Raw genomic sequence first — 15,418 nt, 5'->3', positions numbered from 1 at the left:
ATTTTTGTGTATTTTATTTAAATTAAAACGCTTTTTGAATAAATTATCCGGATAAGATCATGCTTTTATATCGCAATATTCAATCTTTTTTACCTAAAATCAGTGTTATTTTTCTTCTTATTACCGTTTTTTCTTCATCAATATCAGCCGTAGAGCCGCCTGCGCAAAACACCGAGCAAACTCGAAATCAAATGGATTTGGACGCCCGACAACAACAACGCCAGCAGGAACAAACCCTTTCAATTCAACGGCAACAAATCAATCATCCGGAAGTGCGGTTTCAAAGCGATATCGAAACCACTCAAGAACGCCCCCTGTTAATTCCCGAAGCCCAATGCCTGACCATTTCCGAACTTTACCTGACTAACCTCGAACTTACCCAAACTGACATGACTGCATACGCTTTAAAAGGTGTACGACCGCCGAGAAGCCAATTCGATTGGGCGTTGGATGCGGTGTATCAAGCACGGGATTTTTCCCTGCCGCATTGTATCGGCGGTGAAGGCATCGGCATTCTGATTAATCGGATTCAAAACGCGATTATCGAAAAGGGTTTTGTCACCACGCGGGTGTTGGTGCAGCCGCAGGATTTACGCAGCGGGAAGCTGATTCTCACCGTGATTCCCGGCAAAGTAAGGCAAATTCAATTACGGGATAACAGCGATTATCCTAAGGCGACGTTGGCAACGGTGTGGTTTGCGTTGCCGACGAAAAGCGGGGCGTTATTGAATATCCGCGCTATCGAACAGGGCTTGGAAAACCTGAAACGCCCGCCGCACGCCGATGCCGATATCCAAATCATCCCGGCGCAAGGCGATGGCGCGCAGCCGGGCGAAAGTGATTTGCAGATTGATTTTCAACAGCGCTTTCCTTATCGCTTGTCTTTATCGTTGGACGATAGCGGCAGCAAAGCGACCGGGCGGTTGCAGGGCACGGCAACGGTGTCGATTGAAAACATGTTGTCGTTGAACGATCTGTTTTACGCTTCTTTTACACACAGTTTCAAACGCGGCAGCGATGATGACGGTGCGCGCGGCAGCAACAATACCAGCCTGTATTACGGCGTGCCGTGGAAAAATTGGCTGTTGAGCGTGTCCGGGTCACAATATGATTACCACCAAACGGTGTTTGGCCCGTTCACCGATTATGAATATGCCGGCAAAAGCACCCATTTGAATGCCAACCTTTCCCGGACGTTATATCGTGACGGCAGCCGCAAAACGACGGCGACAGTTGGTGTCTGGCATCGCCGCACCGCGAACTTTGTGGATCGGTCGGAAATCGATGTGCAACGTCGGCGCATGGCAGGTTGGCAAATCGGGCTGAATCACCGTGAATATCTCGGCAGTGCCACCTTAGATTTCTCCTTCGACTATAAACGCGGCACCGGCGCCAACCGTTCGCTGGCGGCGCCGGAAGAGGCGCATGGCGAAGGCACGTCGCGCCCGAAAATCATCAGTGCCGAAATCAGCTTCAAGCAACCGTTCAAACTGGGCGAACAGCCGTGGCAATTGAGTACCGGTTGGCGCGGGCAATGGAACAAAACCCCGCTTGTTCCGCAAGACCGCTTGAGTATCGGCGGGCGTTACACGGTGCGCGGTTTTGACGGCGAATTGACCTTAAGCGGTGACCGCGGCTGGTTATGGCGCAATGAATTGGCGTGGAATGTGATGACAAGCGGACATGAGCTGTACCTTGCCATCGACAAAGGTGTGGTGCGCGGGCGCAGTACGGCCAAGCTTCTGGGTCGTCATCTGGTTGGCGGGGCGGTCGGTTTGCGCGGTAATCTGTGGGGCTTGGATTATGCGTATTTTATCGGTACGCCTATTCATAAGCCGCAAGGTTTCCGTACCGGCCATGTAACCACCGGATTTAGTCTGAGTTATCAGTTTTAATCCAAGTCGCCAGAGTAAAAAAGAAGAAAGTAGTAAAAGTAGTAAAAGAAGAAAACAGTAAACGTAAAAGGAACATCCTATGAACAAGCATCTTTACCGCCTGATTTTCAGCAAAAGCCAACAACGTGTGGTTGTGGTGTCTGAAATGGCCACCCGCGAGGGCAAAGCCAAAGGCGAGGGCGGACAGATGGTTGCGGAGGAGGTGGGCCGTTTTACTTTTTTAACCCAAGGCTGGCGGCTAAGTGCGGTCAATCTCAGTTTATTTACCGTGTTGGGCTTTTTGTTGGTGAGCAATGTCTCCGCCAATGAACTGCAAATTCGCGCCGACCAAAGCGCACCGAAAAACCAGCAGGCGATTATATTGCAAACGGCGAACGGTTTGCCGCAGGTGAATATCCAAACCCCGAATGACAAAGGCTTGTCGCATAATAAATACCAACAGTTCGATGTCGATACCCAAGGCGCGATTCTGAACAACAGCCGCACCGAAGTGCAAACCGAACAAGGCGGGTGGGTGCAGGGCAATCCCTATCTGGCACGCAGCGAAGCCAAGGTGATTCTGAATGAAGTCAATTCCAACAACCCGAGCCAACTGAAAGGTTATGTCGAAGTCGCCGGCAAGCGTGCCGAGGTGATTATCGCCAACCCGTCCGGCATTCATTGCGAAGGCTGCGGCACGATTAACGCCGGCCGCACCGCCTTGACCACCGGCAAGGTGGAACTGGAAAACGGGATGGTGAAAGGCTATCAAGTCGAGCAAGGCAAAGTCACCGTTTCCGGGCGCGGCATGGACACCAGCCGTTCCGATTACACCGATATTATTGCGCGAGAAACCGAAATCAATGCGGGCATTTGGGCGAAAGAACTGAAAGTCACCACCGGCATAAACAAGGTCTCGGCGGACAATCAATCGGTGCAAGTCATTCATAAAAGCAAACAAAACGACACGGAACAGCCGGCACAAACCGTGCGCTATGCGGTGGACGTATCGGAATTGGGCGGGATGTATGCCGGCAAAATCCACTTGGTCGGCACCGAAGAGGGCTTGGGCGTGCGCAATGCCGGGCATATCGGCGCGACCCAAGGCCATGTGCGGATTGATTCGCAGGGGCAGATTGTCAATAGCGGCTTTGTCGGCGCACAGCAAGACGTCAAGCTGAGTGCAAAACATCAAATAGAAAACCGCGGCACGGTTTATACGCAACAAGGTGATGTGCAGCTGCAAAGCCAAACCCAAGGTATCGACCAACGCGGCAGCGTGATTGCCAAAGGCGATTCACAAAGCAAGGGCAAAGTGCGGTTGCAGGCAAAAGGCAAGATAGCCCAGCAGGGCGAAACCTTCGCCGAAAGTGATATCACCTACCAAGCCAACCAGATTGAAGCTGGAAAATCCGCCGTGCTTGCCGCCGGCGTGCGCTTTGAACAAACCGAAAACGGTGAACGCAAAACCCTGAATGCGGCAAGCGAAAGTGGTAAAAACCTGACCTTAACCGCCGAGCAACGTGCGGTGGCGCAGGGGCAGAATCTGGCGTCGGGGCAGATTAGCGTACAAGCCGAACAGATTGATTTAAATAATAGCCAAACCAGCGCCAACCGCCTACAGGTCGAAGCGCGCAGTGGTGCGATTACTGCGGACAACAGTATCATCCGCAGTGAAACCAGTGCTGAATTCCGCACCCCGACCGCACTTTCCACCCAAGGGGCGAATCTGAATGCCGAGCAACTGCATATTCAGGCGTACACTGTCAACAATGACGGCGGCAGTTGGCAGCAACGCAGCACACAAGCCTTCAACCTTGATTTGCAAGGAGGATTAAGTAACTGGCAAGGGCAAATCAGCAGTGCCGGCGATATCAATCTGAAAACGGCATGGCTGAACAACCAGCAGGGATTACTCGAAGCCAACGCGAATCTTAACCTAAACACCCAACAGGGCGGGTTGAATAACCGACAGGGCACGCTCAGCAGTCAACAGAACCTCACACTGAACAGCGGTGTATTGAATAACCAGGGTGGTTTGGTACAAAGTGGGGGCAGAATGGTGATGACAACGGCTGATTTTCATAATCAACAAGGGATAGTCAGTAGCTTATCTGATATTCAACTGGATAGCCAACAATACGCCTTGAACAATAAGCAGGGCAAACTGATTGCGGATAAGACGCTTCAACTATTCACCGGCGCGCTTGATAATCAAGGCGGAGTTATTCGGTCATTGCAGCAACTTGCTATTGTTGCTACGGAGGTTATTAATAATCGGAAAATCTCGGATAACGGCTCTCTGATCCAGGCTGGTAATCAGTTAAAGTTGACAACCAAACATTTGGATAATCGTGATACCAAAGCGACTACAGAAAAACCAAAGCAAGGGATATTAGCATATGATTTAGACTTCTTTACCGAGACGGTCAATAATAAGAGGGGCGGTATTTATAGTACGGCAAGCTTAGAGGGGAATATTCGACAAACATTGGATAATCGCGATGGAGAAATTTTCTCACTGGATGAGTTGGCTTTACAAGGAGATTTGCTTGCCTTGTATAACCAGCAAGGACAGATTGAAAGTCGAGGTCATTTAACACTCCATTTAGATCGTTTCATAAATGAAGGTAATATCAAAACTCAAGCGGATGCGGATATTGTGCATCGACAGGATTTAACCTTAAATCAGGCGTTTCAAGTTGATGGTATTCTGAATCTCTCGCTTGATGGTAATTTTAATAATCGTACAAAGCTGATTACTGGTAGGGGGTTGCATATCAAGGCGAAGCAGCTTGATAATCCATTTGGTCGGGAACTTAGCGCAATGAATACATATATTTCCGCCGAGCATATTATCAATCGCGGTTTGATTGATGGTGATGTCAACGTGCTTAAAACAACACAGTTGGATAATATCGGTACAGGACGGATTTATGGCGGGCACCTCTCGCTCCAAGCAACGACACTGCGAAATGATCATGAAACTGTAAACGATGAGACGAAATCGGCGACGATAGCGGCGCGAGAGCAGTTGGATTTGGCCGGTGATAAGATCATCAATAAAGATGGCGCAATAATTTTTAGTTTAGGACATCTTTATTTTGGTACACGGTTAAATGACAGAAATAATGCTACGGGTGCAGGGGCAACTATTACGAATGCAAACGGCGTGATTGAAGCGTTGGGCAATATTGTTTTTAATCATGCTAATGTAAAAAATCTGCATCAGTATCTAGAAACGGAAATTAAAGAAGTTTCTCGAACGTCGATTTACGAATACAGCTTAGATGCGGCTTCTCAACGCTGGCGAAAAGGCGTTGATTCCGTTGAAGTGATTCGAAAGGATAATCAAGGTGGAGGCGGTCTTTTTGGTAATGCAAAAGTCCGTGATTTGTATGCATTAAAAACCCCTGATGGTGGTGAACATGAGAACTGGATGGAATATGACTATACGCGAGTTATCGAACGCACGCAGGTCTTACCGCCACGTTATGCGGAAGGACGCATTTTAAGCGGTGGTAATATTGATTTTGGCGCAGGCAATGTCACTAATCAAAACAGTAAAATTATTGCTGCCGGTCATTTTTTATCCGAAGCGGGAAAGTTTATTGACAATATAGAAACCCCGGGTATCGAACGAACAACCGAGTTAGGTAAAGTGCATCATAAAACCAAAGGACGCAAGTGTGTAAAAAATATTCCGCTTGTAGGTTGTATCGATCATGCCGATACGACGAATACCGCGACGAGACGTTATGCACCACAGATACCGGATAAATCAATTAAGCTTGGTGTATTTGACTATGCGCAATCGGCACAGGAAAAATGGCAGACAGTGTCGGGACAGATAAATAAAACGATTCAAACGCAGACGGCAAATCAAGCGGCAACTCTTACCCTCAATACCAAATCATTGAGTGAAGTAACCGTACAGACTGTGTTCGACACCTTTACAATCCGAACCTATTCCCCGATTCTCACCCTACCGCAGGCGAGTTTGTACAAAATTAATCCGGCGACAAACAGTCATGTTTTGGTGGAAACCGATCCGCAATTTGCCAACCGTCGCCAATGGCTCAGTTCTGATTATATGTTTGATGCTTTGCGTAGCGATCATGCCAATATGCATAAACGTTTGGGGGACGGTTTTTATGAGCAACGTTTGATTAATGAACAGATTAATCAATTGACCGGACGGCGTTTTTTAGGCAATTACCAATCGGATTATGAGCAATACAAAGCCTTGATGGATAGCGGAATCAAATATGCCGAACAGTTTGGCTTAATTCCCGGCATAGCGCTGAGCGAAGCGCAAATGAAAGAGCTGACAACGGATATGGTTTGGTTGGTCAAACGCGAAGTGCGGTTAGCCGACGGCAGCACAAGCACCGTATTGGTGCCGCAGGTGTATATTGTGGCGCGGGATAGCGATGTGACTGCACGCGGCGCGGTGATTTCCGCCAACCGGATTATAGCCAATACCACCGGCGATATTGAAAACAGCGGTGTGATTGCCGGGCGGCAGTTGACCGCACTGTCGGCGGAGAATATCCGCAATCTGGGCGGTACATTACAAGGCGGGCAGTTATTGCTGGAAGCCCGGCAGGATCTGACAAACCTCGGCGGCAGTTGGCTGGCGGATAAAACACTGTCGGCACAGGCAAAAAATATCCAGATTGAAAGCACATTGTCTGAAACCGAAGACAGCGGTGAGTTTTATAAAAAAGGCTTAAATCAACTCGCCAAAGTGCGGTTGAACGACCATGACGGCGAACTGATTTTCCGCAGCCAAGAGGATATTACCATTAAAGGCGCAACTTTTGATATTGCCGGTAAAACGACGATTAATGCCGGCAATCAATTGAATTTAGGCACGCTGACTACCGAAAATAAAGAACACTATAATTTTAATGATGACAACTACTATCGACTGCATCAAACGGCAGAAGTCGGTAATCAATTGAATTTTAATGGTGACGCGATATTGACCGGCAAAAACGAGGTTGTTATTCGTGGTAATCAGATTCACGGCGACGGGAAATTGCTTGTTGCTTCGCAGGGTAATATCCGGATTGAGGAAGCCCGGCAAACAGAACAACTCTCCTCTGCGTCTAAAACCAGCAGTAAGGGGTTGTTGAGTAAAACCACGGAAATCAGAAAACACGATCACGATTATGATTTGGCGGTTGGCTCGCAAATTGATGCGAAAAAGATATTGATTCAGTCCAAACAAGGCGATGTCAAGATTATCGGCAGTGATGTCGTTGCTGAAGATACGATGTTGATTCAGGGCAAAAATGTATCGATTGTCGAAGCGGAAAATCGAATGAGAGAGGAGAATTTCAGCCAAACCACGAAAAAAGGAGTAATGAGCAGCGGAGGGTTTGGTTTTACGATTGGTTCGCGCCAAACCACCTTGGAAACGGATAACCGCAAATATTATTCTCGCGCTAGCCAGGTCGGCACGTTGAATGGCGATATGTTGGTGGTTGCCGAAAAGGACTATTTGCAACGTGGCAGTGCCGTGACCTCGGTTGCCGGTGATACTCAGGTTCAAGCCAAACGGATTAATATTACCGCGGCGGATGATCGATATGAAACCGATCAAAAATATACTTTTGAACAAAAAGGTTTGACGGTGGCAGTGAATGTGCCGGCGTTACAAGCCGTACAAAGTGCGGTAGAAACGGTGAAAAACATCGGCGGCAGCAAAAATGATCGTATTAATGCAATGGGCGCGGCTAATGCGGCTTGGGACAGTTATAAAGCCGGTAAAGATTTGAAAGCGTTAGGGGAAGGGCTGGCGAATGGTGACATGCCAGCACAAAATGTCAGTGTCTCCATCACCTATGGCGAGCAGAAAAATATTAATCAAACCCATACGCAAGGCAATACCGCAAACAGCAGTAAGTTGCATGCCGGCGGCAAAGCGTTGCTGATTACGACGGGAGAGAAAGACACCTCGCATATTCATATCAAAGGCTCGGATGTCGCCGGACTTGAGGGGACGGTGCTGCAAACGGCAGGTAAAATTGATATTGCGGCAGCCGAGCAGAATCATCAAGAACGAAGCAAAAACAGCTCACAGGGTTGGAATGCGGGCGTTGCCGTCAGCTATGGCAGTGATGGTTTTGCTTTTGGCGTAACTGCCGGAGGTAATGTAGGCAGAGGCTACGGCAATGGTGATGAGCGCACTTGGGTCAATAGCCATGTTGGTTTGCAAGAGAGCAACACCACAATCATCAGCGGCGGTGACACGCATATTGTCGGCGGGGTGGTGCGTGGCAAAGGGGTACACACTGACATCGGCGGCGATTTAACGATTGCCAGCTTACAAGACAGCTTGCAATATAAAGGCAAGCAACAAAATGTCAGCGGTCAAATCACGGTAGGCTACGGCGTATCAGGCTCGGCGAGTTATAACCAATCGAAGATAAATGCGGATTATGCCAGTGTGCAAGAACAATCCGGCATTTTTGCCGGAGATGACGGCTACCAAGTGGCGGTGAAGGGGCATACTGAATTGAGCGGCGGCTTAATCACCTCAACGGCACAGGCGGAATCGGAGGGAAAAAACCGTTTCCGCACAGGCACGATAGGTTCTCGGGATATTGAAAACCATGCCAATTACAAAGGCAGTACGCTCGGAGTGAGTGGCGGTTTCAGTGTCGGCGGCGGCGAGAGCGCTAAAGAAGTCGGCGGCGTGAAGTTAGCTCCGCAGGGTCAAAATTATGCCCAACAAGAGGGCGACCCGAATGGCGGTAAGGGCAAAACCGACGTCAGCATGGGAATCGGTTTCGGTTCAGACAGCAGCAGTGCCGGCGGTGTCACCCGCAGTGGTATCAACACCCGCAATATTGAGATAACCGACAGTGTTGCACAGCAAACCCGCACAGGCAAAAGCGCAGAAACGGCATTGCGCGCTCTGCAAACGGATATCACCACGGAAAGTGCGGTAGCGCGCTCAGGCAGGGTGAGCAACCAATTTGATAAAGACGCCTTGCAAAAAGAGCTGGATATTCAACGGACAACGACAGAAAGTTTTGGAAAAACCGCGGCACAGGGCGTGGCATATACCGCCGAAAAACTGGGTGATGTCAAAGCCTATGAAGTGACGGAAGGGATTAAAGCGCAAGCAGAGCAAGCGCTCAAGCACGAAACTGACCCGAACAAACGTGCCGTGCTGAAAAACAAAATTGCACAAGCAGACGCTTATCTTGAACAAAACCAAGCGAACTACGCCTTATGGAAAGAGGGCGGCACGGGACGAACCGCACTTCATGCGATAGCGGGCGGTGTTTTAACCGGCAATGTCAGCGGCGCGGTGGCAAGCGGCACAACCTCGGCAGCCGCACCGCACTTGAATGTGCTGGGTCAAGAGCTGGGCGATGTGGGCAAAGCGGTATTAGATATCGGTGCCGGTATGGCGATAGGGGCGGCAACCGGCGGCGGGACGGCAGCGGTGAGCGCAGGCGGCAATACCGATTGGCATAACCGGCAGTTGCACCCGAGAGAAATGGATTGGATACGGGATAATGCGGCAGCCTTTGCCAAAGAGCAAGGCATTAGCGTGGCAGAAGCGGAGCAACGCTTGGTTGAGCGGGCGGCACAACGGGTGGATTATGCTTGGTCGAAGATGATAGACAGCCAAGATACGGCGGCGGACAGTTTCCTGTCATCGGTTTCGGGTATAAAAGGCGACGTGCCGTCATCAAGTGCGGTGAGCTTTATCAACAGCGACGGCAAGCAACAAAACCTGTTTAGTGCTTCACGCGACGAGTATTACTCCACTGGGAAGTATTCGGATTTAGCCGCAAGGTATAATCGAGAAAACAATCAGTTGCTGACGAATACCCTTGTGCCGAAAGTGAAGAATAATCTTGTTTTTGAGGGAGTGAAAGACGGCGGTAATGCACTTAGTGAGGCGGCAAGGGCAGCCCTAAACTCACCGACAGAGACCCTCCGAGGCGTCACCGGCAATTTGGCACACAGTTTATCGGAATGCTTAAAACATCCGACAGCTTGCGCAACAGAAAAATGGGCAACATTTGATAGTGCGTCAGGCGATTTACTGAGAACGCATTACAATCAAGCGGATGTTAATGCCCTATATGGCAAAGAGATGACTGCCGAAACCGCACTTGTACCGTTAGTCAGAGGCGGAACGGTGGTTGCGGAAGTGCTGCCGGCGGCAAAAGCCGGGGCGGTTGCGGTTAAATCAATCGATAATATGCTATCACCTTTAGCGAAAGGTGTTAGTGCGAATGATAAACTGCCTGTTGTTGGAAAAACAGAAGGGTATGAAAATCAGACCACTACTATTTCGATCGGGGCAGAAAACAATGCAACGGCTGTCCCATTAAAAATTCAATTATCTAATGAATCTCTTAAAGCCAGTGGGTCAAATTTAGATAAAGCAGAGGTAATTGCTAGAGCTGAGTTAAATGGCAAGATTTATATTGATACCAATCAAAAAGCTAGGGCAAATAATTTAGCGGATCATAAAGTGCCAACGCTGATATCTGACGATATTGGAAATAAACCGCCTCAACGTGACGGTACTCCATATCCAAATTCAAACATGGCAGAGGCTCATGCTGAAATAGGAACAATTCAACAAGCCTATAATGAAGGCAGAACACAAGGTCAAAATATGACTATTAATGTTCAAGGGCGTGATGTTTGTGATTTTTGTAAAAAAGATATTGCATTAGCAGCTCAGAAAGCAGGTTTAAAATCAGTAGTTGTTAGAGCTGTTGATGAAAAAGGAATAATTAGAAATTATCATTGGACTCAAGGACAAAGTTCTATTAAACATATTAAGGGTGAAAATAATGAATAAAGATATTTATTTTTCTTGCTCTTATAAAATTAATTCTATTTGGTTTATAGCATGCCATGAAAAAAAAATAACATTTATGAATCCTATTAAGGATATTATTGATATTATAAGTTATATAGAAAACAATGAAGGTGAAGCTAGGTTAGAGATATTTCCAGAGCCAGATTTTGGTGTGTCCAGCATACGAGTTATCGCTTATCCTCCAAATCAATATTTACTTACATTAGCAGAATATTTAGATGATGGAGATTTAGTTGTTAGAACAAAATTGGATACTCCTTATAATCCTAATTTAGTTATGTTTGATGGCGATGGTGAAATGTATCCATCTTCTGCAATTATTGATGATTTTGACTTTGTAATAAAAGTGTTCTCTATATTTCTAGAAACAGGTGATGTCCCTTATGACTTAATGGATATATAAATGAACAAAAACACCTACCGCATAATTTTCAGCCAATCCCAGCAACAATTTATCGTTGTTTCGGAATTGGCAAAATCGAAAACGTCTTCTGAGCGCAGAAGTGCGGTAGGTAAGTCTGTGCGCTTTAGTGATGGTGTGTCTATCGGCGGTGATTTAATAATTGCCGGTGTGCAAGAACAATCCGGCATTTTTGCCGGGGATGACGGCTACCAAGTGGCGGTGAAGGGGCATACTGAATTGAGCGGCGGCTTAATCACCTCAACGGCACAGGCGGAATCGGAGGGAAAAAACCGTTTCCGCACAGGCACGATAGGTTCTCGGGATATTGAAAACCATGCCAATTACAAAGGCAGTACGCTCGGAGTGAGTGGCGGTTTCAGTGTCGGCGGCGGCGAGAGCGCTAAAGAAGTCGGCGGCGTGAAGTTAGCTCCGCAGGGTCAAAATTATGCCCAACAAGAGGGCGACCCGAATGGCGGTCAGGGCAAAATCGACGTCAGCATGGGAATCGGTTTCGGTTCAGACAGCAGCAGTGCCGGCGGTGTCACCCGCAGTGGTATCAACACCCGCAATATTGAGATAACCGACAGTGTTGCACAGCAAACCCGCACAGGCAAAAGCGCAGAAACGGCATTGCGCGCTCTGCAAACGGATATCACCACGGAAAGTGCGGTAGCGCGCTCAGGCAGGGTGAGCAACCAATTTGATAAAGACGCCTTGCAAAAAGAGCTGGATATTCAACGGACAACGACAGAAAGTTTTGGAAAAACCGCGGCACAGGGCGTGGCATATACCGCCGAAAAACTGGGTGATGTCAAAGCCTATGAAGTGACGGAAGGGATTAAAGCGCAAGCAGAGCAAGCGCTCAAGCACGAAACTGACCCGAACAAACGTGCCGTGCTGAAAAACAAAATTGCACAAGCAGACGCTTATCTTGAACAAAACCAAGCGAACTACGCCTTATGGAAAGAGGGCGGCACGGGACGAACCGCACTTCATGCGATAGCGGGCGGTGTTTTAACCGGCAATGTCAGCGGCGCGGTGGCAAGCGGCACAACCTCGGCAGCCGCACCGCACTTGAATGTGCTGGGTCAAGAGCTGGGCGATGTGGGCAAAGCGGTATTAGATATCGGTGCCGGTATGGCGATAGGGGCGGCAACCGGCGGCGGGACGGCAGCGGTGAGCGCAGGCGGCAATACCGATTGGCATAACCGGCAGTTGCACCCGAGAGAAATGGATTGGATACGGGATAATGCGGCAGCCTTTGCCAAAGAGCAAGGCATTAGCGTGGCAGAAGCGGAGCAACGCTTGGTTGAGCGGGCGGCACAACGGGTGGATTATGCTTGGTCGAAGATGATAGACAGCCAAGATACGGCGGCGGACAGTTTCCTGTCATCGGTTTCGGGTATAAAAGGCGACGTGCCGTCATCAAGTGCGGTGAGCTTTATCAACAGCGACGGCAAGCAACAAAACCTGTTTAGTGCTTCACGCGACGAGTATTACTCCACTGGGAAGTATTCGGATTTAGCCGCAAGGTATAATCGAGAAAACAATCAGTTGCTGACGAATACCCTTGTGCCGAAAGTGAAGAATAATCTTGTTTTTGAGGGAGTGAAAGACGGCGGTAATGCACTTAGTGAGGCGGCAAGGGCAGCCCTAAACTCACCGACAGAGACCCTCCGAGGCGTCACCGGCAATTTGGCACACAGTTTATCGGAATGCTTAAAACATCCGACGGCTTGCGCAACAGAAAAATGGGCAACATTTGATCGTGCGTCAGGGGATTTACTGAAAACGCATTACAATCAGGCGGATGTTAATACCCTATACGGCAAAGAGATGACTGCCGAAACCGCACTTGTACCGTTAGTCAGAGGCGGAACGGTGGTTGCGGAAGTGCTGCCGGCGGCAAAAGCCGGGGCGGTTGCGGTTAAATCAGTCGATAATATGCTATCACCTTTAGCGAAAGGTGTTAGTGCGAATGATAAATTGCCTGTTGTTGGAAAAACAACTGAGTATCCGGTAGTTGAATTTAACCCGCAAGCACATAATGCAGCAATCTATGAAGCACTAAAATTAGATTTAAAAACTCAGCAGGCGGCTAATCATTTAATAGATAGCTTAAAGAATACAGGGAAATTACCTGATAATTATGTAACTAAAGATATTGCTGAAAAAGTATATAGTTGGCAATCTGGAAAACCATTCAAGCAGGGGCAGTTAGGTGGTGATATTTTTGATAATAATCTTAATTTATTACCATCTACATCAGAAAGAATATGGTATGAAGCGGATCTAGGGATAGATAATAATATAAGTAGAAATAAACAACCGGGTACAAGGTTGTTATATTCTAATGATGGTTACTTATATATAACGACAGACCATTATAAAACTTTTAAGGAGATTGGTAAGTGGAAATAATATTAAATGGGAATAATATTTCTTGTGAAGCTGATTTTTATAATGAATTATGTAGTCAGAATCCAGATTTTGGGGTCTATTTTGGTAGAAATTTAAGTGCATTAAAAGACTATATAGGTCTATTGGATGGCTATACGATCAAATGGTTAAATCATAGCTACTCTAAAAATAAGTTAAAGAGTGATTATGATAAGATTGTTAATATATTTCTTGATAGAAATGAAAATATATTGAGGAAAGAATTGGGTGACTATAGAATAATTAATTTAATACTTTGTTGATTTAATTTCTCTAATGTAAGACTGATAATTTATCAATCAAAAAATTGATGGGTTATAACAAAGGTCCGATAGATATTGGTCATATTTACGGTTGGGAACATCGACGTTTATCTTTGGCGGCTCATGAATTAAATTTTTCCCGACAAGAATTTAATGATTATGTGAATGCCAGACCAGATAATTTTAGGTTGGAAAATATGTCAATTAACCGTAGTCATGTAGATGAAATGCCGGGTAATGGGAATCTAAATGATATTATTGATGATATGAAAAAGTTTAGAGCAACAGGAGAATAATTATGGCTAAACAAAATAAAAATCAGACCTTTGAAGAAAGATATCAAGAATTATATGAAAAAGACTTTGACTTACAAGCTACAGCAGCAAACAGAGAAGAAGATTTATCATTATTAAAAAAGTTATTTTTTGAAGAAAAAAAGTTGGATATCTTGGAAAAAACACCAAAAGAAAAATGGAATTGGTTACACCGTTGCAATCTTTTATCTGCGGCACCGCTCAGTGTGGTTCAATTTTATATTGATCATGGCGTAGATGTAAATGCCCAAGATATGTATGGCATGACCCCATTACATTATGCAATGCGTTCAAAGAATGTAGATGGAGCGATTGCGTTATTAAAGGCAGGGGCAAACCCAAATATTCCCAATAAAGATAATCTTATTCCGCTTCGAATGAGTATTCGTTACCCTAATAGATTGGATCTATTAGAATTGATGTTGAAAAATGGAGGGAATGTACATTATTTTAATGGTGAGAATTATTTATTGGAGTCACTAAAAGAATTTAAAGGTAATAATCCTGATTATAAAGATTATTTTGCTAAATTAGAGGAATATGCTTAGTTTTTAATTATCTTTGCTAGCTTAAAAGTCAAATTTCTCTTGATAAAATTACCAGTGATTATATGAATATCAGGCTGAGAATGTTTAGGTTGAAAAATAGAATGGTTAATCGTAGTCACGTGGATAAAATGCTGATGATTGATACTAATTATATAATTAAAATTGAAAATATTAGTATTTTGAGAGGTGAATGATGATAGAGGCAGGATTTAGAGGTCCTTTGACTCTCGTAGCTATTTCTAATACTCCTAGAGTTGAAATGAATTACTTCTTTCATGATTTAATTAAGTTTTTATTGATAAACTGTGATGTTAGACACAAATTAATATCGGATAGACTATATAAAAGGTATTTAAAATTTGACGAAATTAATGCTGCATATAGCTTAATGAAAAAGTTGGAGAACGATTTTTTAAAAAAACATGAGCTAATAAGGGATTTATATTGTCGATATTTTAAGGCGTTTTATGAAGTATGTGAGGAATTTTTTCTGCAAGAAAGTTCTTGCTCGGATAAATCTATAGGTAGAATTCAAGTCAGTATAGTTACAACGCCTTATCACATATTTGAAAAATTATTACCTGATAAATTCTATGATAATTTACCTGCAGAGGCTGAACCATACTGGATACAAACAATAAGTATGAAGGAATATGTTAAAAAATATTCGAAAGATCCTGAAGTATTAGAAATAGTAGAAAAATGGTAATT

General features: G+C 45.9%; 8 protein-coding genes. All 8 read left to right on the top strand.

All coding sequences use genetic code 11. From position 1 onward, the window contains the following. Positions 1-59 precede the first annotated feature (59 nt). The 8 genes from ACQ31U_RS11985 to ACQ31U_RS11950 all read left to right on the top strand — a co-directional run bounded on the left by ACQ31U_RS11985 (position 60) and on the right by ACQ31U_RS11950 (position 15,416). Positions 60-1,895 (top strand): ShlB/FhaC/HecB family hemolysin secretion/activation protein, encoded by a 1,836-nt coding sequence (locus ACQ31U_RS11985; RefSeq protein WP_431052386.1) that lies wholly within the window; start codon positions 60-62, stop codon positions 1,893-1,895. 79 nt (positions 1,896-1,974) lie between these two features. Further along, positions 1,975-10,719: a cytidine deaminase-like fold-containing protein gene (locus tag ACQ31U_RS11980; RefSeq protein WP_431052384.1), complete on the top strand. Its 8,745-nt coding sequence runs from the start codon at positions 1,975-1,977 to the stop codon at positions 10,717-10,719. Further along, positions 10,712-11,143 carry a DUF6911 family protein gene (locus ACQ31U_RS11975; protein ID WP_431052382.1) on the top strand — a complete coding sequence of 144 codons (432 nt, stop codon included), beginning with the start codon at positions 10,712-10,714 and terminating at the stop codon, positions 11,141-11,143. The genes ACQ31U_RS11980 and ACQ31U_RS11975 overlap by 8 nt, the downstream gene beginning before the upstream one ends. Continuing rightward, positions 11,144-13,564 (top strand): ESPR-type extended signal peptide-containing protein, encoded by a 2,421-nt coding sequence (locus tag ACQ31U_RS11970; RefSeq protein ID WP_431052381.1) that lies wholly within the window; start codon positions 11,144-11,146, stop codon positions 13,562-13,564. It begins immediately after the preceding gene. Further along, positions 13,555-13,845 (top strand): barstar family protein, encoded by a 291-nt coding sequence (locus ACQ31U_RS11965; protein ID WP_431052379.1) that lies wholly within the window; start codon positions 13,555-13,557, stop codon positions 13,843-13,845. The genes ACQ31U_RS11970 and ACQ31U_RS11965 overlap by 10 nt, the downstream gene beginning before the upstream one ends. A gap of 47 nt (positions 13,846-13,892) precedes the next feature. Then, on the top strand, positions 13,893-14,141 hold the full coding sequence (locus ACQ31U_RS11960) for a GH-E family nuclease (protein WP_431052377.1): 249 nt from the start codon (positions 13,893-13,895) through the stop codon (positions 14,139-14,141). A 2-nt stretch (positions 14,142-14,143) separates the two neighbouring features. Beyond that, on the top strand, positions 14,144-14,707 hold the full coding sequence (locus ACQ31U_RS11955) for an ankyrin repeat domain-containing protein (protein WP_431052375.1): 564 nt from the start codon (positions 14,144-14,146) through the stop codon (positions 14,705-14,707). 190 nt (positions 14,708-14,897) lie between these two features. Continuing rightward, complete coding sequence (locus ACQ31U_RS11950) at positions 14,898-15,416, top strand: hypothetical protein (protein ID WP_431052373.1); 519 nt, start codon at positions 14,898-14,900, stop codon at positions 15,414-15,416. The last annotated feature ends 2 nt before the right edge of the window (positions 15,417-15,418 follow it).

It is taken from the genome of Testudinibacter sp. TW-1, assembly GCF_050613185.1.
Lineage (GTDB): Bacteria > Pseudomonadota > Gammaproteobacteria > Enterobacterales > Pasteurellaceae > Chelonobacter.
This window is presented reverse-complemented; position numbering and strand designations above follow the sequence as displayed.